This is a genomic window from Lactiplantibacillus pingfangensis (assembly GCF_005404945.1).
Lineage (GTDB): Bacteria > Bacillota > Bacilli > Lactobacillales > Lactobacillaceae > Lactiplantibacillus > Lactiplantibacillus pingfangensis.
This window is the reverse complement of record NZ_BJDG01000011.1, coordinates 16,864-39,346: the sequence shown is the minus strand read 5'-3', so window position 1 is coordinate 39,346 and position 22,483 is coordinate 16,864. Positions and strand designations below refer to the sequence as shown.

General features: G+C 45.3%; 22 protein-coding genes and 1 other annotated feature. All 22 genes read right to left on the bottom strand.

Features of this window, described 5'->3' with window-relative positions:
* Positions 1-118 precede the first annotated feature (118 nt).
* Positions 119-1,243 carry a tRNA 2-thiouridine(34) synthase MnmA gene (gene mnmA, locus FFM74_RS06655; protein WP_137625852.1) on the bottom strand — a complete coding sequence of 375 codons (1,125 nt, stop codon included), beginning with the start codon at positions 1,241-1,243 and terminating at the stop codon, positions 119-121.
* Positions 1,244-1,360: 117 nt separating this feature from the next.
* The gene (locus FFM74_RS06650; RefSeq protein WP_137625851.1) at positions 1,361-1,702 is read right to left on the bottom strand and encodes a DUF1831 domain-containing protein; all 342 of its coding nucleotides are present in this window, start codon (positions 1,700-1,702) and stop codon (positions 1,361-1,363) included.
* A gap of 15 nt (positions 1,703-1,717) precedes the next feature.
* Positions 1,718-2,869: a cysteine desulfurase family protein gene (locus FFM74_RS06645; RefSeq protein WP_137625850.1), complete on the bottom strand. Its 1,152-nt coding sequence runs from the start codon at positions 2,867-2,869 to the stop codon at positions 1,718-1,720.
* A 38-nt stretch (positions 2,870-2,907) separates the two neighbouring features.
* Positions 2,908-3,600, bottom strand: a complete 693-nt coding sequence (locus FFM74_RS06640) for a 5'-methylthioadenosine/adenosylhomocysteine nucleosidase (RefSeq protein WP_137625849.1) — start codon at positions 3,598-3,600, stop codon at positions 2,908-2,910.
* 20 nt (positions 3,601-3,620) lie between these two features.
* Positions 3,621-3,899 (bottom strand): hypothetical protein, encoded by a 279-nt coding sequence (locus FFM74_RS06635; protein ID WP_137625848.1) that lies wholly within the window; start codon positions 3,897-3,899, stop codon positions 3,621-3,623.
* Entirely contained in the window at positions 3,892-4,452 is a 561-nt protein-coding gene (locus FFM74_RS06630; RefSeq protein WP_137625847.1) for an NUDIX hydrolase, read from the bottom strand. The genes FFM74_RS06635 and FFM74_RS06630 overlap by 8 nt, the downstream gene beginning before the upstream one ends.
* 156 nt (positions 4,453-4,608) lie before the next feature.
* Positions 4,609-5,607, bottom strand: a complete 999-nt coding sequence (dapF, locus tag FFM74_RS06625) for a diaminopimelate epimerase (protein ID WP_137625846.1) — start codon at positions 5,605-5,607, stop codon at positions 4,609-4,611.
* Positions 5,608-5,776: 169 nt separating this feature from the next.
* Positions 5,777-8,575, bottom strand: coding sequence for an isoleucine--tRNA ligase (gene ileS / locus FFM74_RS06620; protein ID WP_137625845.1), 2,799 nt, complete (start codon positions 8,573-8,575; stop codon positions 5,777-5,779).
* 133 nt (positions 8,576-8,708) lie between these two features.
* Positions 8,709-8,921, bottom strand: a binding site (T-box leader).
* A 32-nt stretch (positions 8,922-8,953) separates the two neighbouring features.
* On the bottom strand, positions 8,954-9,655 hold the full coding sequence (locus tag FFM74_RS06615) for a DivIVA domain-containing protein (RefSeq protein ID WP_137625844.1): 702 nt from the start codon (positions 9,653-9,655) through the stop codon (positions 8,954-8,956).
* Between the two features lie 19 nt (positions 9,656-9,674).
* Entirely contained in the window at positions 9,675-10,460 is a 786-nt protein-coding gene (locus tag FFM74_RS06610; RefSeq protein ID WP_137625843.1) for a YlmH family RNA-binding protein, read from the bottom strand.
* 26 nt (positions 10,461-10,486) lie between these two features.
* Complete coding sequence (locus FFM74_RS06605) at positions 10,487-10,753, bottom strand: YggT family protein (protein WP_137625842.1); 267 nt, start codon at positions 10,751-10,753, stop codon at positions 10,487-10,489.
* 10 nt (positions 10,754-10,763) lie between these two features.
* Positions 10,764-11,198, bottom strand: a complete 435-nt coding sequence (locus FFM74_RS06600) for a cell division protein SepF (RefSeq protein ID WP_137625841.1) — start codon at positions 11,196-11,198, stop codon at positions 10,764-10,766.
* 25 nt (positions 11,199-11,223) lie between these two features.
* On the bottom strand, positions 11,224-12,507 hold the full coding sequence (gene ftsZ, locus FFM74_RS06595; RefSeq protein WP_137625840.1) for a cell division protein FtsZ: 1,284 nt from the start codon (positions 12,505-12,507) through the stop codon (positions 11,224-11,226).
* A gap of 28 nt (positions 12,508-12,535) precedes the next feature.
* Positions 12,536-13,888: a cell division protein FtsA gene (gene ftsA, locus FFM74_RS06590; RefSeq protein ID WP_137625839.1), complete on the bottom strand. Its 1,353-nt coding sequence runs from the start codon at positions 13,886-13,888 to the stop codon at positions 12,536-12,538.
* A 125-nt stretch (positions 13,889-14,013) separates the two neighbouring features.
* Positions 14,014-14,889 (bottom strand): cell division protein FtsQ/DivIB, encoded by an 876-nt coding sequence (locus FFM74_RS06585; protein ID WP_137625838.1) that lies wholly within the window; start codon positions 14,887-14,889, stop codon positions 14,014-14,016.
* 28 nt (positions 14,890-14,917) lie between these two features.
* On the bottom strand, positions 14,918-16,015 hold the full coding sequence (gene murG, locus FFM74_RS06580) for an undecaprenyldiphospho-muramoylpentapeptide beta-N-acetylglucosaminyltransferase (protein ID WP_137625837.1): 1,098 nt from the start codon (positions 16,013-16,015) through the stop codon (positions 14,918-14,920).
* On the bottom strand, positions 16,015-17,394 hold the full coding sequence (murD, locus tag FFM74_RS06575; protein WP_137625836.1) for a UDP-N-acetylmuramoyl-L-alanine--D-glutamate ligase: 1,380 nt from the start codon (positions 17,392-17,394) through the stop codon (positions 16,015-16,017). The genes murG and murD overlap by 1 nt, the downstream gene beginning before the upstream one ends.
* A gap of 79 nt (positions 17,395-17,473) precedes the next feature.
* On the bottom strand, positions 17,474-18,439 hold the full coding sequence (mraY, locus tag FFM74_RS06570; protein ID WP_137625835.1) for a phospho-N-acetylmuramoyl-pentapeptide-transferase: 966 nt from the start codon (positions 18,437-18,439) through the stop codon (positions 17,474-17,476).
* Between the two features lie 30 nt (positions 18,440-18,469).
* Positions 18,470-20,611 (bottom strand): penicillin-binding transpeptidase domain-containing protein, encoded by a 2,142-nt coding sequence (locus FFM74_RS06565; protein ID WP_137625834.1) that lies wholly within the window; start codon positions 20,609-20,611, stop codon positions 18,470-18,472.
* On the bottom strand, positions 20,608-20,988 hold the full coding sequence (ftsL, locus tag FFM74_RS06560; RefSeq protein WP_137625833.1) for a cell division protein FtsL: 381 nt from the start codon (positions 20,986-20,988) through the stop codon (positions 20,608-20,610). Before ftsL ends, FFM74_RS06565 begins: the two co-directional genes overlap by 4 nt.
* Before the next feature lie 29 nt (positions 20,989-21,017).
* Positions 21,018-21,971, bottom strand: a complete 954-nt coding sequence (gene rsmH, locus FFM74_RS06555) for a 16S rRNA (cytosine(1402)-N(4))-methyltransferase RsmH (protein ID WP_137625832.1) — start codon at positions 21,969-21,971, stop codon at positions 21,018-21,020.
* A gap of 31 nt (positions 21,972-22,002) precedes the next feature.
* A complete protein-coding gene (gene mraZ, locus FFM74_RS06550; protein WP_137625897.1) occupies positions 22,003-22,428 on the bottom strand; it encodes a division/cell wall cluster transcriptional repressor MraZ in 426 nt (141 codons plus the stop codon).
* Between the last annotated feature and the right edge of the window lie 55 nt (positions 22,429-22,483).

The following is a 22,483-nucleotide window of genomic DNA, read 5'->3' as shown; positions in this document are numbered from 1 at the left end:
TCCAGTCTTTCTTCTTAGCTTAAGCAACCCCTTATCGAAAAGCAAGCTTGATTTGTGTTTTAACGCAAAAAAGCCACCAACAATTACTGATGAATTGCTGGCGACTTAACAGCTAAGCCTAAATATATTGTAAAACTCGCTCGTCGTTATAGGCTGCGTCAATCATGCCAGAGCCAAGGCATTCCTCACCCCGATAAAAGACCACTGCTTGTCCAGGTGTGATTGCCCGCACTGGATCATCAAAAGTGACCCGAACAGCCGTATGATCTTCGTTGAAGTGCACGGTCACACCGGAATCTTTTTGGCGATACCGGAACTTGGCCGTCACGTGGAAGTCGTTACCCAAGTCTTCACTCGTCACAAAATGTAGGTCAGAGGCTTCCAAATAAGTTGCATACAAGTGTGGATTATGATAACCCTTACCGACATACAAAATATTCTTTTTGAGATCCTTACCAATGACAAACCATGGCTCGTTGTCCTCACCATCGCCACCAATCCCTAAGCCACGACGCTGACCAATGGTGTAATACATCAGGCCAGCATGCTCGCCCTTCACATCACCATCGACCGTCATCATCTTACCAGGTGTTGCTGGTAAGTAATGACCTAAGAATTCCTTGAAATTCTTTTCGCCAATAAAACAAATCCCAACGGAGTCTTTCTTTTTAGCGGTTGCCAAACCAGCATTTAAGGCTAATTTGCGGACATCCGGCTTGATCATGTCACCTAATGGGAACATGACCTTAGAAAGCGTCTTAGAATCCAACTGACTCAAGAAATAAGTTTGGTCCTTATTGCTGTCTACACCACGCAACAGATGCATGGTACCGTCCTCATCATGTGAGAGCCGCGCATAATGCCCGGTTGCAATGTAATCAGCACCTAAGTCCATCGCGTAATCAAGAAACGCCTTAAACTTAATTTCCTTATTACAAATCACGTCAGGATTAGGTGTACGGCCCTTCTTGTATTCGTCTAAGAAATACGTAAAGACCCGATCCCAATATTCCTTCTCAAAATTAATTGAGTAATAAGGAATCCCAACTTTGTCAGCTACCTTGGCAACATCTTTATAATCTTCGGTCGCGGTACAAACACCATTTTCGTCGGTATCGTCCCAATTCTTCATAAAGACGCCCACCACATCGTAACCTTGCTGCTTCAGCAATAGCGCCACGACGGATGAATCAACACCACCACTCATGCCGACAACGACACGCGTGTTACTGTGATCAGTCATACTTTTTCACCATCATTTCCAAAAGATTCTGGAGAATCCACGATTTGAAGGTCGTACAAGTCCAGTAATACCCATTATAACAAAGAAAACGCCGGCTGCAAGCCAGGCGTTTCATCATTAAGCGTCAACTAAGACACCGCGATCAATAAAACTCTTTAAAATGAACCGTAATTGTTCAACTGCTTCCGGATGAGCCTCATTTTTAAAGATGTTGGCCCGTTGCATGCCGTTCCCGGTGACGGTTGAGAGTTTAAAACCGGTCAAGTCAGCGTTGACGGTCATTTTAACTTTGTAGGCCGCATTATAGGGCGTGGTCGGATCTAATGACCGTTCAAACATGAAGGCCCCCGATTTGCCTTTAGTAAAGCCTAAATCCATTAACGTATACTTTTTAATCTCCGGACTAAGTTGATAAGTCTGTGAATCGCCTTCAAGTTTCACACTAGCTGTGTAAGCCATGACGAATCCCTCCTCTTATTTTTTTAATAGTCGATTAACCGTCTTGGTTAAGACTGCCACAAATTGATCCAAATCGGCTTTCGTATTATAACGACCAAAACTCAACCGAATCGACTCGCTAATTCGTGGTGACTGCTCGCCAAACATGGCAATCAAGACATGTGACGGTTCCAAGCTGCCGGCCGTACATGCCGAACCACCAGAAACGGCCACCCCGCCGAGGTCCAAATTCGTTTGCAACGTATAAGTTGAAATTCCCTTGATCCATAAATTCAACACATGTTGTAAATTGTCTTCACCCAACTGACCGTTGACTTCAAAATCAACCCCATTGGCGGTTAACTGATCAACAATGTACTGTTTATAATCATGATAAGTCGCTTGCCGATGGGCTTTTTCTGCGGTCGTTAATTCCTTAACCGCCGCTGCAAAGCCAGCGATTGCTGGGACATTTTCGGTACCCGCACGTCGCTTATCTTCTTGCTCGCCACCCTTAATGAGGCTTGGAAAGTTGATCCCATTACGCTTGTACAAAAAGCCTAAAAATTTAGGCCCATTAATTTTATGCGCCGATGTCGACAACAGGTCAATATGATCACGTTCAACATCAATATCCAACAGACCATAGGCTTGAACGGCATCCGTGTGGAACCAAGCTTGGTGGTCTTTCAAAATTTCACCAATTTCATGAATTGGCATGTGTGACCCAACTTCATTATTGCCCATCATAATTGAAACCAAGATGGTATCTGGTCGCAATGCTGCCTTGAAATCATCAAGACTGATATTGCCATGTTCGTCCACTGGCAAATAGGTAATGTCAAAACCTTGTTGCGCCAAGAAGGCGGTCGATTTTAAGATGGCTTGGTGCTCGATGGCCGTCGTGATAATATGCTTGCCTAATTTTTGACGGGCAAAAGCGGTCTGCAATACCGCCGTATTATCGCCTTCAGTGCCGCCACTCGTAAAGATAATATCATCATCATGGGCATTGATACTCTGAGCGATGATGTGCCGACTATCATCCAGCACTTCACGCGCAGCCCGACCATAAGCATGGGTGCTCGAGGCATTCCCAAACGTCGTCGTCATTTTGTCCATCATTTCACTGACTACAGACTCAGCCATTGGCGTTGTCGCAGCGTTATCAAGGTACACTCGCTTCATTAAAAATACTTCCTTCTACAAATAACTGTGTTAAATTCTTATTTCTGTGCCTTAAACAAGGCTAATAGCATCGCCGCTGATTGTTTTCCGGCAGCTAAAATAAATTCATCAAAGCTCACGCCGGCAGCTTCGTCACCAACATCGGACATCGCCCGAATAACGACGTAAGGCGTGTTAAATTGATGGCAAGCCTGACCAATCGCTGCGCCTTCCATTTCGCTAGAAAGTGCATCTGGAAAATGGCTTAAAATTTTGTCGGTTGCAGCCTTTCCCGCGATAAATTGATCACCAGAAACGATCAAGCCAGTCTTGGCATTCAAACCAGTTGCGGCCGCGGCCGTCATGATCTGTTTGACCCAGTTCGCATCCGTTTCATAATATAACGGTTGTTGTGGTAATTGACCGTAGGCATAGTCAAAGGCCGTGGCGTCCACGTCATGGTAAGCCGTGGCCGTCGCAACAACGACATCACCCACGGCAAGGCCTTGACCAATGCCACCAGCAGATCCAGAATTGATCACCACGTCAACGTCAAAATTAGTAATCATCAACGCCGTGGTCATCCCGGCTTGAACTTTACCAATCCCTGATTGAACTAGGACCACTTCTTGATCGTTGATGCGGCCATCATAAAAAGTAATGTCCTTAATTGGGACCACTTTTTCATCCTGTAGTGCTTCACGTAATGTTTTGAGTTCCTCTGCCATCGCACAAATAATTCCAAATTTCATCGGTTCAAAAACCTACTTTCCTATGGGGTTAAAAATAAAATCAAAAAAACAATCGTAATTGCCAGAACTAGGCCTAAAATAACCCAGTTCAACTTGCGACCTAGGCGCTTTGACTTCGCATCCTCAAGGGCGCGATTAGTCTCAGCCGCATATGCCCGGCGTGATGAATCGGTGGGTTCATCAGCTGGTTGTTCATCATAGTCTGATGACGCCGGCTCGGAAGCTTCCGGAGCTGCTGATTCTGGTTGTGTTTGCTGTTGTCGGTACTGTTGCCGTGTCATCCGATCGTCTTCAGCCATTGGTCGTCACTCCTAACTCGGGATGGCTTTGCCAATACCAGACCGCCATCACAGTTTTCGCATCGGCTAACTTGCCGGATTTGACCTGCGCAAGCGCCGTTGGTAAGTCTAGTTCAACTAAGTGTAAAAATTCATCCGCATCTTGTGGAAGTGCTTGATTCACCGCATGTAAGCCAGTTGCCACGTACAAGGTCATGAACTCATCAGTAAAGCCTGGCGAGGTATAAAAACTCGCCACTGGTTCAAGCTGGTCTGTAGCTAAGCGGGTTTCTTCATTCAATTCTCGTTTAGCTGCCGCGGTGGCAGTTTCCCCTGGTTCCACTTTTCCAGCTGGAATCTCTAAGGTGACACCTTTGGCCGCCGAGCGCCATTGTTGCACGAGACACATTTTTTGAGCGGCAGTTACCATCAAGACTGCGACGGCAGGTTGATGATGAACAATCTCACGCGTTGCGGTGCTGTGATCCGGCAACGTCACTTGTTGGCGCTCCACTTGCACCAAGCCACCGTTAAAAACCATTTCGCTGCTCTGGACGTGTTCTTCAAAATCCATCGCACACACCTCCTGATTACTTGCTTTCTCAATAAGGATACCGATTTTTACGACTGAATGCAATTTTCGACCGGTTAATTTAACGATTATTTAGGGCTGAGTGCAAGCCACGAAAAAACGCTGAGCAGTTAATGAAACTACCCAGCGCTGACCAGATTAAGCCGTTTTTAGTGAATCAACAAAATCTTCATAGGCCGCCTGTTCACCAGTGACCGTGGTCGTTGCTTGCGTGAAATCAGCAGCCAGGGCTTCTTCCAATGGCAAGCTGACAATTTTGACAAACGTTGCATTGCCAATTAATTCCATCCAATACTCTTCGTCCGCGCCTTGATGAACGATGGTCTTAACCATCCCACCAGGGTTCGTGACATGAATTTCTTGATTGAAATCAGTACTTTCTTGGTGTAATAGGACATACATCAAGGAAGAAGCCGACATTGCGGTCCCGCAGGCATTGGTGAAACCAACCCCCCGTTCGAAAGTCCGAACAAAAATTGAATTCTGTCCTAGGACTTCAACGAAGCTCACGTTCACACCATCTGGGAAAATTGAATTTTGACCGTCATTCATCCACTTACCGATTCGACCTAATTCTGGGCCGACCAATGTCGCGTGATCCACGAATGCAATCAAATGCGGATTAGGCACTGACACGGCAGAAAATTTAAAATCACTCTTAAGTGCCGGAATTGTTTCATTAATGATTGTTTGGGCGTCATGATTCGCATGCATGCCAAGCGTCTTAGCCTCAAATGAGACTGGCGAAATCTCAACACTGAATGCTGGAACATGGGCCGCAAAATCAGCCACCGCTTGCACCTTTAGATCCGCGTACATGGTTTCTACCCGAAAATCGGTGCTGTCGTTTTGGGTTCCCAAGTAACGGGCGACGGTCCGCAAGCCGTTCCCACACATGCTCGCTTCGGTACCATCAGCGTTAATGACCCGCATCCGACCTAAAACGTGCGCATGTTCAGACCGATCCACGACCAGCACCCCATCGGCACCTTCGAATAAACCGGCGCCATCGCGCTTACAAATATTAATTGCCAACTGCTTCAAGCCCTTATCAGTAAGCGGCTCTGGAAATTGCGTTTGGTCCAATAAATAAAAATCATTACCGGAACCATGCACCTTGATCATTTTCACTGCCATCAGCATCCTATCTATTTAATAAACTCGGTTTTAGTTACTTCACTATCATACTGACTTTTTAACAATATTTCAATCACGAAGAACCAAAAGGTCGCGATCCATGTCATCAATTCTAAAAAAAGAGCCAACCAACAGTTTCCTGCGGGTTGACTTTTGCAAAAATTTTTAATTAAGCTTCTAAGCCAGTTTCAATTGATTCTGGATAGTTGGCCCGCACAATTTTAGCACAACTTGCACAGAGCATTGGATAAGCAGCGTCACTGCCGACATCCGTCTTCGTCATCCGACAACGTGAACAAACCTCACCCTCAGCATGGCTAACCTTAATGGCTTCATGCGCATCAAAAGTTTCAGCATCCGCTGGCGCCTCGGCAAGATCATGTAACTCAAGTGCCGAGACCATCAAGGTTTGACGAACATTAGTCTTCAAGCTGTCCAATAAAGCTTGCATTTCAGCATCGACATATAAGTCCAAGTGCGCCTCTAATGATTTCCCAATCAACTTCGCATCCCGAGCTTCTTCCAACGCCTTTAAAACGTTACTGCGCAAGTCCATAAACTTGCCCCAGTTGTGATTAAGTTCGTCAGCGTTCGCATAGTTTTGCACGGTTGGCATCTCAGTTAATTGCACGAATTCGGCTGATTCCTTCAAGAATGGCCAAATTTCTTCCGTCGTATGTGGCAACATTGGTGTAAACAACTTGGTCAACGCAACTAAGACGTCGTAGAAGACCGTTTGCATTGAGCGCCGAGCATGGCTATCTTCGGCATCAATATACATGATGTCTTTCGCAATATCCAAATAGAAATTCGACAAGTCCACTGTTAAGAAATTCAACAACTTCTTATAAATATCCAAGAAGTCATAATGATCGTAATGATCTTTCACTTCTGCCACAAAGTCATTCAGACGAACGGCCATGTATTGGTCAACCGTTGCGAGATCTTCAAACGCCACGCGATTTTCCTTTGGATCGTAATCCGTCGTATTCGCTAATAAGAAACGCATGGTATTCCGGAACTTCTTGTAACCATCAGCAACTTGTTTGAAACCCTCCATGGTAACGCGCACATCCGCACTCGTATCCACTGATGAGACCCATAAACGGACGATTTCGGCGCCCATTTGTTTGATCACTTCGGCGGGTGCAATGGTATTCCCCAATGACTTACTCATCTTACGGCCTTGGCTATCCAAGGTGAAACCTTGTGACAAGACTTGTTTGTATGGGGCATGACCTGAAACTGCCACACTCGTAATCAAACTAGAGTTGAACCAGCCACGATACTGGTCAGAGCCTTCCAAATACAAATCGGCTGGATAGTCGAGGTAATCACGTTCAGCTAAGACGCCTTGATGTGATGACCCAGAATCAAACCACACATCCATGATGTCTTCTTCTTTAGTGAATTGACCATGTGGTGAGTGTTCATTCGTATAACCTTCTGGTAACAAGTCTTTGGCGTCACGTTCAAACCAAACGTTCGAACCGTATTGACCGATTAAGTCCGCCACATGATTGATGGTTTCCGGTGACATGATTGCCGTGCCATCTTCCGCATAGAAGATTGGCAATGGCACGCCCCAGACCCGTTGTCGTGAAATAACCCAGTCACCACGATCACGAATCATATTATGCAACCGTTTTTGACCCCATTCTGGGAAGAATTCGACGTCATCAATGGCGTGTAAAATTTCGTCACGCATATCGCCAACCGAAGCAAACCATTGTGGCGTTGCCCGGAAGATGATTGGTTTCTTAGTACGCCAGTCAAAGGGATAGCTGTGTTCGTATGGCATGTAGTCAAGTAACAACCCAGCGTCCTTTAATTTGTCTAGCGCAATCTGGTTCGCGTCATCATAGAAGACACCGGCAAAATCTGGGCCGGCTTCCGCTGTCAACACCCCTTGGTTATCAACTGGGGCAAAGACTGGCAAGTCATACTTCATCCCGATGCGGTAATCATCTTCCCCATAACCTGGCGCCGTATGAACCAAACCAGTCCCAGCATCGAGGGTGACAAAATCGCCAAGCATCGTCACTAATTTGCGACTGGCATCAAATGGATGTTCGCAAAGTACGCGATCCAAATCAGCCCCTTTAACAGTCTTAACAACCTTAACTGTGTCCCAACCGAAACGTTTGGCATTTTCATCAACCAATTCGGCTGCTAAAACATAGTTCCGCGGATCGTCATCATGTTGCACGACTGCATAATCGAAACTGGCGTCAATGGTAATCCCTTCAGAAGCTGGAATCGTCCAAGGCGTCGTCGTCCAGACAACCATATAAGTGTTGTCGTCTAAGACACCCTTACCATCAATGACTTTTTCACCATAAAATGCTGATGGTGACGTCACATCATGATATTCAACTTCAGCTTCTGCAAGTGCAGATTCTGATGACCATGACCAGTAAACGGGTTTCTTCCCACGATAGATCAGGTTGCGTTTTGCAAAGGCGCCGAAGACCCGAATTTGAGCTGCTTCGAATTCTGGTTTTAAGGTTAAGTATGGGTTATCCCATTCACCGGCAACACCCAAGCGTTTGAATTCATCACGTTGGCGATCCACTTGCTTCAACGCATATTCACGACAAAGTTCACGGAACGCATTCGTGCTCATTTTTTTGCGATCATAACCGGCTTGTTGTAACTTTTGTTCAATTGGTAGCCCATGGGTATCCCAACCAGGCACATAAGGCGCCCGGAAGCCATTCATTGATTTGTAACGAACAATGAAATCCTTCGTAATTTTGTTCAACGCATGACCCATATGAATATCACCATTGGCGTATGGGGGGCCATCATGCAAAATAAAGGTTGGTTTGCCTTCATTTAATTTTTGCCGTTGTTCATAAACTTTATTTTCTGCCCAAACGTTTTCACGTTCAAGTTCTTTAACTGGTAAGTTCCCACGCATTTTAAACTTGGTTTTACCAAGGTTCAAGGTTTCTTTAACACGCATTTGACCACTCCTTAATATTTTTTTGACAGGCTTATTTAACGCCGCTGACCGCCAGTGTTTGAGATGACAAGCAACCACCCACAGGACTAACTTAACCAAACGATTAATTTTGAGTACAAAAAAACTCCGCCCGGCAAGGGACGAAGTTATCGTGGTACCACCCAATTTTAGAATTGTTTAGATTCTCTCATAGCATGGTTAACGGTCATGAACCGGCCGACCTTACTTCATTCAGGCCGACATTCGGAGATGATCTGCAACTTCGTGAGGGACGACCGGGTTCACACTAACGCCGGCTCTCTGTGCGTATCACTAAGTTGTTTGCTGTTCTCCTCAAAATGTTAATAAGATTTAACTATACCGTTGATTCTAGTCGACTTACTTCGCAGAGTCAACATCATCATCAGGGAAAATGACCACCGTTTGTTCTTGTGCTTGGTCACCACCATCCGCAACCGGCGTTTCGCCAGTTGCCGGATTAGTGATTTCAACGGCTGCTTCTGAGTTTACACTTGCATTAGCGCCATTGTCAAGATGATCATCCTTCAGAACATGTTGAATTTCTGAATAAGTTGACGTATCTGTTTCGCTGAGTAGTTGATCCCAGTCTTTGCTCTTAACGACTTCCAATTGTGATTCGAGCATCACTTGGAGACGTTGGCGGAAGACCCGCGTTTGTTTCTTCAAATCATCCGTTTCAACGGATAACCGCTTAGCCTTTTGTGAGGCTTCATCGATCATTTGGTTGGACTTATCCGTGGCTTCACTGACAATGTCAGAAGCTTGCTTTTGGGCTTCACGGGTAATAATGTCGGCTTCTTTCTTTGAATTGGTCTTAACCTTATCCGCAGCTTCTTGGGCCACTAAGATTGACTGGTTCAAAGAATCCTTCAGTTCGTTGAAGTATTTGAGCTTACCTTCACTTGCGTCTAAACGTTCCTGGAGGTCCTTATTTTGCTTCAAGGTAATTTGATAATCCTTGATAATTTGTTCAAGAAAATCATTTACCTCGTCAATATTGTAACCACGAAGTTTCGTGGAAAACGCTTTGTTATGAATGTCATCAGGACTTAACACCATACTCAATTTCCTCCAATATCTATTTACTATGAATAATATTTAAAGTAATTCGTAACCGCGACTTTTTAGTCTCACCGCCCACTTCGGTCAATCGAACACGACCATAGTGATTCACACTCAACATATCCAATAAGGCGATTTCATAGTCCGCTTTAGGCAAATCTGCCCAATTCAAACGAACATGCGCGCCTTCGACTAATTCTTTTGCATGATGTCGTGATAGGTTAAATGCCGCCTTAATCACACTATCTGCGCGTAATGAACTCACCGTCGTCGTGATGGTTTCCCAGTCGTTTTGTGGATCAATCGCATTGGCCAATGGCACATCCGTGAGATGCACCTTGGTCTTGCCAAAATGATCAATTTGATCCGTGAAATAAGTACTCATTTCACTTTCACAATAAAACTGCCAAGACTCACCATCGGAAACAATATCACCGAAGACATCCCGTTCAACACCAGAATTAGCCAGTGTGCCTAAAATCTGGCCATGTTTTAACGTGGCAAACTTAATCGGATAGACAACATTGAATAAGGTAATTTGAAAATCACTCGGTTGCGGGTCATAATAATCCGGATAAAATAAAATCCGTTGTAATTCGGCCCCCGGATACCCGCCTGAAGCCCGCATATGGACTTCATCGAGTTGATTGACTAAAGTTTGAGCAATGTAGACTTGCCGCGGATTTAAAAACGCGGTCAAAATTGGTCGGTACTGGTCAGCCGCTTCTCGCAGCCAACCAGTCACCTGTTCAATAAATGGGGCTTCACTATCGCGAAAATGTTGTTTTAAATTATCATTCACGATACTATTCCTCGTTATTTTTAAAATTAAAAGCTAAAAATCGATAAGACGTAAACTAGGCCACGTTCAGCAAACTGTAACACTAACAGTGCCACAATTGGTGAGAAGTCTAGCCCGGCAATCGACGGAATGAACCGCCGAAAAAAGCCTAAAAATGGATCACAGATTTGCCCTAAAAATCGACCAAGGCCCGTATTATAAGCGCCTGGGAACCAGGACATTAAAATAAAGACAATAATCGCCAACGTATACAGTTGGAACAAACCATTGATAATCGTATATATCAGTGTCATCACTCCTTACTTATAGACTGTTGGGATTGGTCTGGGCGGTCGTGCTCCCGGAAACTTCATAGTTTTCAGGAATACAAAGAAAAATCTCATCACCAATTCGTTCAATCTCGCCATTAATGGCATAAACCGTTCCTGTCAGGAAATCGACAATCCGCCGCGCCATTGCATCATCCACGTGGTCAAAATTAATAATGACCGCTTGATTTTTGAGCAATTGGGCAGCGATTTCCTTCACATCCGAATAGATTCGGGGTTCAAACAAGGCAATCTTGCTATTCACCGATTTACCACCTTGCATCGGCACCACTTTGCGTGTCGCACCGTTAGTTGCCGTATTCGTCGTGGGAGCAGTCCGGTCAGGTTGAGTGGGAGTCGTTGGGTCATCATACGCTTCTTCCTCATCACCTACGCCAAAGAAATTACTTAAACTAAAACGTCCGGCCATTCGTCATCGCTTCCCTTCAACGAAACTATTTACGGCGCCGTTTGAAAAATGGCGGCGTATCTAATGAGTCACCAGTACTATCTGGGGTTTCTTCGGTTTGACTGTTGTCGTTAAACACGTCAAAGTCAGTTTTCTCAATCTTCTTATCCTCAGAATTAGCTGCAGGACGTGAAGAATTGGCTTCCCGTCGAATATCCCAATTGCTAAATGGATCATTGTTCGTTTGAGTCGTCATGTTGACAGGGTGATCCGCTGGTTTTTGATCAGCTGGCGTGTTAAACAAGCCATCACCACCGCGCTGCTTTGACTGTTCTGTCCGTGACAAGCCAGTCCCACTCTTAAGCTCTTTTTGTTTCTGGTCAATCCCAGTTGCAATGACCGTCACACGAACTTCATCGCCTAAACTTTCATCAATTGACGTCCCAAAGATAATGTTAACGTCAGTGGTCGCTGCTTGTGACACAATGTCTGAAGCTGCTTGGGCTTCGTACAAGGACATGTCGGGACCACCGGTAATGTTGAGTAAGACTTGTTCGGCACCATCGATTGAAACTTCCAACAATGGTGAAGAGATCGCTTGCTTCGTTGCATCAGCAGTACGGTTTTCGCCACTTGCTGACCCAATTCCCATCAGTGCAGACCCTTGATTTTGCATGACAGTCTTCACATCAGCGAAGTCCAAGTTGACGTAACCTGGTGACGTAATCAAGTCAGAAATCCCTTGAACCCCTTGACGTAACACATTGTCGGCTTCTTGGAAGGCTTCCATCATTGGCGTCTTCTTGTCAACGATTTCTAACAAACGGTTGTTGGCAATGATAATCAATGTATCCACATTGTCTTTCATCTGCGCGATACCTTCAGCAGCGTTACGTGCCCGCTTAGGTCCTTCAAATGTAAATGGTCGCGTCACAACACCGACCGTTAAGGCACCAGAATCTTTCGCAATTTTGGCCACAACTGGTGCAGCACCGTTCCCGGTACCCCCACCCATGCCGGCAGTGACGAAGACCATATCGGCGCCAGTTAAGGCTTCGGTAATCGCTTCTTCACTTTCTTGCGCCGCTTTTGAGCCGACATCTGGATTAGAACCAGCGCCCAAACCGCGAGTTAACTTCGGTCCTAATTGAATTTTTGTTTCCGCATTTGAGCTTTGTAATGCTTGGACATCCGTGTTAGCGACAATAAATTCAACGCCTTGGACGTCTTCAGCAATCATCCGGTTAACCGCGTTGCCACCACCGCCACCAACACCGATGACTTTAATATTAGCCCCTGAGTTCTGGGTTGCATCTAAAGAAAATTCCATAATTTTTCCTCCGTCATTCCTATCCTAATTAATCAAAAAAGTGATTGAAGAAGCCCTTCATTCGGTCAAAACCACTTTCGCGATCTGGATCCTGCTGTTTGGCAGGTTTTGATTTACTGGTCTTTTGAGCTGGTTTTGGTGATTGGGTTGCCTGATCAGGCAATGCCTGACTAGCTTGGGCACTCTCTGAAAATTCGACTGCCACACTCGCTCTAGTATCACCAGTCAAGGCACTCTTCACCAGCAAGGCAACTTCACTTAAGGCCGCTTGATATTTGATAACCGCTAATGCTTCATCAAATGACGGATGCCTTAAGCCCATTTGACTCGGTGTGAAGACCCGCACGTTCGTCCCAAAAACTGCACTGGCTAAATCAGTGATTCCGGGCAAGGCCGCGACACCACCAGTTAAAACAATCCCACCAGGCAATTCAAGCGCCCGGATTTCATCCAGATGCTGCTTGATTTTATCAAAAATTTGATCTAATCGTGCTTCGATGATTTCTGCCAAGTACTGACTGCTAATTTGGGTGGGACTGCTTTGACCAACCACATCAACTGGAAAGACTTCATCATCGGAAGCTTGTTGTGCATCGGCGTAACCGTAATCACGCTTTAATTTTTCAGCATTTTCAATCGAGGTGTTCAACACCACGGAAATATCTTTCGTGATGTATTGGCCGCCCTCTTGGTCAACATAAGTATACTTCAATTGATGATCATGAATGACTCCAGCTGTGGTTTGACCGCCACCCATGTCAACAATGATTGAACCAAAATCTTGTTCGCCATCATTCAACACTAATGAGCTTAATGCGAGTGGGGCAATCACGATCTGTTCAATTTGTAAGCCCGCTTTCTCAATGGCTTTACGGGTATTATGAATAATGGTTTTAGGTCCGGTAAACAAGGTACCGTGCATTTCAAGCCGCACGCCAACCATGCCACGAGGATCCTTGATCCCATCAAAACCGTCGACGACAAATTCATCGGGAATCACATCGAGTATTTCCCGTTCAGGTGGCATGCTTTGCACTAGTGCGGCAGCAGCAACCTTTTGGACGTCTTCATTATTAATTTCTTTTGACTCATCAGCGACCGCAATCATGCCACGGCAACGCTCAATTTTTACAAGGTTAGCGGGCACTCCCGCAATAACCTTTTTTATTTCGATACTTGCTTTTTCTTCTGCTTGGCGTACCGCTGATTGAATCGCGGTGGCAGCCTTGTCAATATCGACAATCACGCCACGACTCAGACCATTAGAACGTTCGCTTCCCACACCAATAACGTTCATTTGTCCCTTTACACGTTCAGCAACAATGACTTTTATTGAGGTGGTCCCTATATCAAGTCCGACATAAATTCCTGAATTATCCATAATAGAGGAACCTCCTAGTAATGACATAAATACATAAATATTCAAAATTCTTGTGATAGTTCCAGTTATCCCTTAGTTTACCATATCCGAAGTGCTTTTAAAAAGGCTCTCGCTTGCTTTTTAAATCATTTCGAAGACTTTTTAAAGGAATATGAATAAGCACCGACTTCCAAGTTAATAATTCCGTTCGTTTTCATCTTGGCAGCGATACCAGTGTAATACTGCATCTTGCTAGCAAACGTTGAAATCGTTGCGTACACTTCGTTGCCATCGTTCATATAGAGATGCACGCGTTCTGGGTTAGCCTTATTCGGGTCAAACTTGATTTCAGAAATATTGTGTTTCACCGCGGCCGGTAATTTTGCATATTGCGCAATCATCGTCTGTAGCCGTTGCCCACTCTTGAAGCTCGCATAAATGGGATAACCACCGCCGGGCTGTGACGCCGACTGTTTCATAATCAAGCCATTTTCTAGTACCCGCTGATAATTGCCACCCGTCACCAGATAACCAGCCAGCCGAATTTCGCTGACCTTCAGGGTGACATGGTTCCAATTGCTTAAAGTTGTCTTAACTTGACCAACTTGTGGATTAGCTTGACGTGCCAGCCGACTAGTTGTCTTGTCTTGACCGATGACGGCCCAAACCGACTTACCAGTTTTAATCTGGGTTGCCGATTGGACTTGCGCCGCCGTGAGCTTTTCAGTTCCGGTTACTTTGACTTGTGCAATGTGACTCAAAGGCGAGATAAAGTAACTTGCCCCCACAATTCCCAACAAAAACAGGCCGATTAATAATCCAGCCCGTCTGGTTGCTAGTCTCCGTCGCTGTGTCTTCAGTTTCGGCAACTTATCACCAATTCGAATCCGTTTGCCAGACCACTTAAAATGGCGTTTCTGTTCAGCTCTTTGATTCTCATCAGCCTGCTGTTGAAATTTTTCCCAGGGGGTCAGTTGGTCAGGCTTAGCTTTCTTTTTCGGCCGCTGTTTAAATATGGCCATACAACCACCCTTTCAATTTAAAAACGGTCTAATGTGCGTCAATCGCCGTTTCCAAAACTTTCAGCAACTGATCGGCCGCATCGGGCATCCCAAGCTTTTTAGCATTGGCCGCCATCTTTTCACGGCCAGCCGTATCCAACATCAAGCTGTCAACGGCCTTGACTAAGCTCTTGCCGTCCAAATCCGCTTCTTTAATTAGTTCGGCCGCCCCTGCAGCGACTAAACTCTGGGCGTTCTTTGTTTGATGGTCATTAGTGACATACGGACTTGGCACGAGAATTGATGGAATTCCCAAGGCGGTAATTTCGGCAATACTCGTCGCACCAGCTCGGCCTAAAATCGCTGCAATCTCTGGCAGAATTGCTGGCATATTTTTGATATACGGTTTGATTTTAACATTTGGTGCTAACGCTGTCTTTCCTAGACCATCTTTAATTTTGTCATAGTGCACTTGACCAGTCACGAATAACGTCTGGTAGTCACGCTGATTTAATTCAGGAATCGCCTCAACCGTGGCTTGATTGATTTTCGCCGCGCCACGGCTCCCACCAAATATCAACACTGTTGGTCGGTCATCTTGTAACCCTAAGGCTTGAAGTGCGGCCGTTTTTTCAATATTGACCACTTGCTGTGCCCGTGGATTGCCCGTCATCACAACCTTTTTCTCAGGAAATTGTGAACGAGCACTCTCGAATGAAATCCCAATCTTATCTACAAAGTGACTCAAGAATTTATTGGTGACACCAACCACGGAATTCTGTTCGTGAATCACCGTTGGAATATGCATCTGACTCGCTGCGAAGACGACGGCGCCGCTGACATAACCACCAGTCCCCACGACGACATCTGGTTTGAACGCTTTAATATACTTACGCGCCGTGCCGACACTCTTCAAAAATAGCCAGACCGTTTTAAAGTTTTGCAAGGATAAGGACCGTTTGAACCCTTGGATCTTAATCGTTTTAAATTCAATGCCGCGTTCCGGCACAATCCGACTTTCGAGACCCCGGTGCGTCCCAACGTACAAAACTTCGGCCTGCGGGTCTTTCGCCTTCAACGCTTCAATCAAGGCGAGTGCTGGATAGATGTGACCACCAGTCCCACCGCCAGAAATCATTAGTCGCATTAGTTTTCTTCCGCCTTTCCAGTGACCTTTTCAATTGCTTTAATGTAACGATCGCCACGGATCTCAAAGTTTGGATACTGATCCCAGCTTGCACAAGCTGGTGAGAGCATGATGACATCACCAGGGGCACTCAACTTCCAAGCTGCTGGAACCGCGGTTTCACAATTCTTACTAAATTCAATCTCAGTGACACCGGCAAGTTTCCCGGCATCCGCGACTTTTTGAGCCGTTTCGCCAAAGACAATCATAGCCTTCACGTGATCTTTCAACGCGGGTGCTAATTTTTCAAAGGTGTTCCCACGATCTAAGCCACCGGCTAATAACACTACCGGTTGACTGAACCCTTTTAAGGCCATTTCGGTCGCAACAATATTGGTTGCCTTGGAATCGTTATAAAAGACTCGGCCTTCATAAGTTTCGACATACTGTGTCCGATGCCGTACCCCTGAAAAAGTCTTGAGCACTTGGCGGATGCCAGCAGTCGGCACTTGTTGAATTTTAGCCACAGCAATGGCTGCTAACGCATTTTCAACGTTATGATCACCAGGAATTTTAATGTCCTTGGCTGCCATGATTAGTTCATCTTTAAAATACAATTGACCATCTTTTTCGTACGCGCCAGCTTCAGAGTTGCCTTGACGTGAAAATGGAACGATGGTCGCCTTTGATTGCTGACTTAACCCACGCCATTCGGCACTGTCCCAGTTGACGACAAAATAATCGTCGGCCGTTTGATTCATCGTAATCCGCATTTTAGCTTTGACATAATTTTCACGAGAGCCATGGTAGTCCAAATGGGTGGAGTAAATATTCGTCAAAACCGCAATGTGTGGGTGTAAGGTCTGAATCCCACATAACATGAAGCTTGATAATTCGGTGACCATGGTATCTTCAGGTTTTGCCTTTTGCGCGACCGCCGAAGCTGGCACACCGATATTACCGGCAACGTAGGCTTTCCCAGCATTTTGACGTTGATTCAACATCAACGTAATCAACGTGGTTGTCGTCGTTTTACCGTTTGTCCCGGTCACGCCAATCAACTCACCGGTTAAAATTTGTGAGGCCAATTCAACTTCCGTAATCACTGGAATGTGCTTTTTAAGCGCTCCCGCGACAATCGGATTCGTATAAGGAATGCCTGGATTCTTGACCACCACTTTGAAATCTTCATCTAATAATGATAGTGGATGACCACCCGTAATGACTTTGATGCCATCACTTAATAACTCTTGTGCATCTGGGTTATCGTCAAAATCCTTTTTATCATTCACGGTCACAAATGCGCCCAGTTTATGCAACAATCTGGCAGCATTCATCCCACTTTTGGCTAATCCTAATACCAATACCTTTTGATTACGATACTGTTCAACCGACTTCATCATCCAAGACTCCCTAAATTTGTTTATTAACTTGTAACTAGTTGTTATTTTTAATCCAATTAAAACCGTTTCTCAGTTGTTAGATAATCGTGGCTACACTAATGGCAGCTGCCACTAAACCAACTGACCAGAACACGATGTCAATTTTCCATTCACTCCAGCCCTTCATTTCAAAGTGATGATGAATTGGACTCATTAAGAAAATCCGCTTACCAGTCAATTTAAATGACCCTACTTGTAAAATGACTGAAGCCGTTTCGATGACAAAGATAATCCCAATGATCAACAAGGACAATTCATGATGGACTAAAATTGAAACCGCCGCTAAGGCACCACCTAAAGCTAAAGACCCCATATCACCCATGAAAATCTTAGCTGGTTTGTGGTTGAAAATAAAGAAGCCGAGTAATGATCCGACGACTGCCACACAAAACAGTGCCACATCAAATTGATGTTGGTGAATGGCAATAATGGCATAAGCGCCAAATGCGATCGTTGCTTGACCTGCCACTAAGCCATCTAACCCATCCGTCAAATTAACGGCATTTGAGAAGCCAACTAACCAGATGATCACAAACAAGATGTACCAAAGTCCCATTGACCAGTCACCCATTCCGGGTAAGTGTAAGCCCATTGGTAAATGTTCGTGTTGATAAACTAAGGTGAACACCACTGCACCGACAATCTGGCCCAACATTTTCTGCCAAGCTTTCAAGCCTTCGTTTTGTTTCCGCCAAAGTTTGATACTGTCATCCCAAAAGCCAAGTGCACCATACAAGACGAGGATAAACATCAAAATCCAAGTGGTTGGCCGTAATTGGCCTTGCCAGAAGCCAACCCAGATCGTCGTGATCAAGATCGCAATGATGAACAGTAACCCGCCCATCGTCGGTGTACCAGATTTCTTTTCGTGCCACTTGGGACCGACCTCTCGAATCATTTGCCCCTCTTTACGTGCTCGGAAATACCGAATCAAGGACGGCATCAAGGCAAAAACAATGATAAATCCACTAAATAACGTTGCTACCCATTCAATTAAACTCACAACAAATTCTCCATTCTACTTCTTAATTACTTATTTCAGACTTACCGTCAACGCTTCCTTTGCTTCAATCGGGTTACCAGCTGAGATACTTTGTGCAGCCACGTAGCCGGTACCACTGGTCGTTAATTTCAGTCCAGTTAAGTCGGCGAAGTCCGCGACATCGCTCGCCGACCAACCGACAACATTTGGCATGGTCATTTGGCCATTTGTCACCAAAGTCACGCGCTGTTTGCTCGTCAAAATGGTCCCAGATGACACGGATTGTTTCACGATCCGAGACCCTTTACCAACCACAACCGGTGTGACACCAATCTTTTTTGCGGCAGTGGTCGCCGCGGTGGTGGCTTGACCCGTTAAATCAGTCATCTTAATCGTGGTCGTTTTGGTTTCACTGGCTTTTTGCTCATCCAGTGCCCGTTGCATCACCGGTTTAAAAATATCCGCCATATCGTCGGAAGCTGACGTCCCGTTTAAGGTCGGTTGCTTCATCGTAATATACATAATATATTTTGGATTTTTTGCCGGTGCCATGCCGACAACCGAGTAAAGATACGTATTATCGCCGACTTCATAAGTTGAGCCATTGCTGACTTGGGCCGTCCCGGTCTTCGCTGCAATCCGATAACCATCAATCTTAAAGGCTGCCCCAGTCCCATATGACTTGTAAACGACATCTTCCATATGTTTCAACACTGCCGCAGCCGTTTTCGCCGTCACCGGCTGACCAACGACCTTCGTCTTACTCGTGTAGACGGTCTTTTTCGTGTTCGGATTCGTGATTTTTGAAACATAGTACGGCTGTAACATCTTACCATTATTTGCAATAGCCGTGAAGCCACGCAACATTTGCATTGCGGAAACTTGAATCCCTTGGCCAAACGACGTGTCGGCCTGTTCAATCGGATAAGTATACTGAATCGAACCAGTTTGCTCATTGGGAATTTTACTGTTCGTACTCGTCCGCAACCCGAACCGATTAATGTATTTCAACCAAGTCTTGGCGCCCATCGTTTGTTCCAAGTGCGCCATGGCAACGTTACTAGACAGTGCAAACCCTTTGGCATACGTAATATTCCCCCAACCAGCGGTATTCCAGTCAGGGACCGTTTTGCCACCAATCTTGTATTCACCAGTAGGCACCGTGACATTGGCATTATAGTTGCCACTGTCAATGGCCGCCCCCATGGTGAAGACTTTCATCGTTGACCCAGGTTCGAAAGTATCCTCGACGAGCAAGTTACGCCACATCTTCGTCAAACCCGTTTTAGTCTGGGCATTGAAAGTTGGCCGTTGACTCGTTGCCAAGATTGCCCCAGTTTTAGCATTGATTAGGGTGGCAGTCATGCCTTTAGGATGCACCTTTTGTTCAACTTCAGACATTTTGGTTTCTAATAACGTCTGCAATTTGCTATCAAGCGTCGTATAAATATTGTCGCCATTCTTAACTTTCTGGCTTTGATCAGTCGTGCCTTGATAGCCACTCTTCGTCACCGTTTGATGGCCATCAGTCCCCGAAAGCTGTTTATTAAACGCCAATTCCATCCCCATCGAGCCGGTTAACGCCGTTCGTTCGGTGCCTTTTAAATCCTTGGCACTCGTCAGACCAATCAAGTGTGACGCAAACATCCCATTTGGATAAAGCCGCGCTTCAGATTGAATAAAATGCAATCCGGTGACATTTTGCGCGTCAATTTTTTTCTTAGTTGTCAAGGCAATATTTTTACCAGCAGTGCCAAATTCAATTTGGAACTTGCCACGCCCCTTTTGTAAAGTCGCTAAGGCTTTCTGATAACTAATTGGTAAATATTTAGCGAGCACTTTGGCGGCCTGTTCGTCATTTTTGATATAGATATCATGACCAGTCGCGTCTTTTTGGTTTTTCGACATGATCGCGTAGATGGTATATGTGCTAGTGTCTTCCGCAATTGGCTCACCGTTTGCACTGTAAATCGTCCCACGTTTTGCCGTAACCGTTTGATCGACAGTGTAAAGTTTTTTCGTCGCAGCAGCCAAATTAACCCCATTCACATGTTTCCCAATTGCGATATACGAAAAACGAATGCTCAAAACACCAAATATCACAATCGCTCCAAAAAATAGCCATTGGCCAAAGATTCGTCGATTTTGTTTTGGTGACCGTTTCGAAGTCATTCGTTGTTTGTTCTTATTCATTTGTAAACATTCCTTATGCTACCGTTGTTGAGCGATAAGCCACTCTTTTTAGCGACTTTGCTTAAACGGCTGCGGCTTGAAAGTTCACTGATTTGTTGCGTTGCGGAAGTATTACTTGCTTGAACCTTCGTCACTTTTGCTTGCACGGTTTGTAAAGTCGATTGCGCATTACCGATTGAGATATTCGCTGAAACTAAAGCGATTGCAAGTGCAAAGACCACCAAACTAAAACTGATGCACAAGGCTTTCTCAAAACCTGAGAATGGCACCCGTTGTGTTTTGATCGCGGGATTTGGAACAACAGTGGTTTTATGTACCGGGTTTGTGGCACGGGGCATCTCACGTGGTAACTCCCGAGCCAATCCATTTTGGGCCATGGTTCTTCACTCCTTAAATTTTTTAGGACTTAATTTTGTTTTAATCGTTCGATGACACGTAACTTGGCGCTACGGGCACGGCGATTTTCAGTGATTTCAGTGTCACTTGGAACGATCGGCTTGCGATTGACTAACCGATAATCCGGTTGCATGTCATCGGGAATCACTGGTAAACCAGGTGGCAGCTCGGGTAAGGAACTATGTTCTTTAAAAATCGTTTTAACTAATCGATCCTCTAATGATTGGAAGGTAATTACACTGACCCGACCGCCAACATTGATGAGGTCAATGGCTTGTTCCAAAGACGTTTCCAGTACACCCAACTCGTTATTGACCGCAATACGAATCGCTTGAAAAACCCGTTTGGCAGGATGTCCGCCCGTCCGACGCGCTCGCGCTGGAATCGCCGACTTGATAATTTCCACCAACTGGCCAGTCGTTTCAATTGGGGCTTGTTCGCGTTCACGCTCAATGGCACGCGCAACTTGCTTAGAAAACTTCTCTTCACCGTAACGATAAAAGATCCGCACGAGATCTGAATAATCCCAAGTGTTGACCACAATCTGAGCCGTTAACGCGGCCGTCTGATCCATCCGCATATCCAAGGGCGCATCATGTTGATAGGAAAAGCCACGCTCGGCGTTATCAAATTGTGGTGAAGAAACCCCCAAATCATAAACAATGCCGTCCACTTGCGTGATACCACGGGCGTTCAATTCTGATTTCAAATTTGCAAAGTTACTCTTGATAAAGGTCAACTGACCCGTTGCTAAATACGCCGCTAAATTATCTTGGTTGTAGTCAATGGCCGTTTGATCTTGGTCAAAACTAAACAAATGACCGTCTGGCCCGAGTTGTTCTAGGATGCGACGAGAATGTCCGCCGCCACCCAAGGTACAATCCACATATGTACCGGCCGGCTTAATTGCCAATTCCGCTACAGCTTCATGAAGTAATACCGTTGTATGTTCAAATTCTGCCACGCAATTTTGCCTCCTTGTCAGTCACACTATTTTAAAAATCAATTAAATTCTCTGCTAAATCATCAAAGTCTTCGGCAGTACTTGCTTCCAATGTGTCCCACTTGCTGGCACTCCAAATTTCAAAACGATCAGAAACGCCAACAATCACACATTGTTTTTCTAAATCAGCAAATTGCCGTAACTTTGCGGGGATCATGATTCGGCCTTGCTTGTCTAACTCACATTCAGCCGCTGCGCCATAGAAGAACCGCGTAAAGTTACGCGCATCTTTTTTTGTAATCGACAAATGATCCAGCTGATCTTGCAAGGTCGCCCAACGTTCAGCCGGATAACCAAAAATACAGCCATCCATCCCGCGGGTAATCATAAACGTCGTCCCAAGTAATTCTCGAAATTTTGCGGGGATGATTAATCGACCTTTAGCATCCAGCGCGTGTTCAAACTCACCAAAAAACATCTTGGATGCCACAGTCAATCAACCCCTTTCATTAAACAATTCTAAGTCTACCACA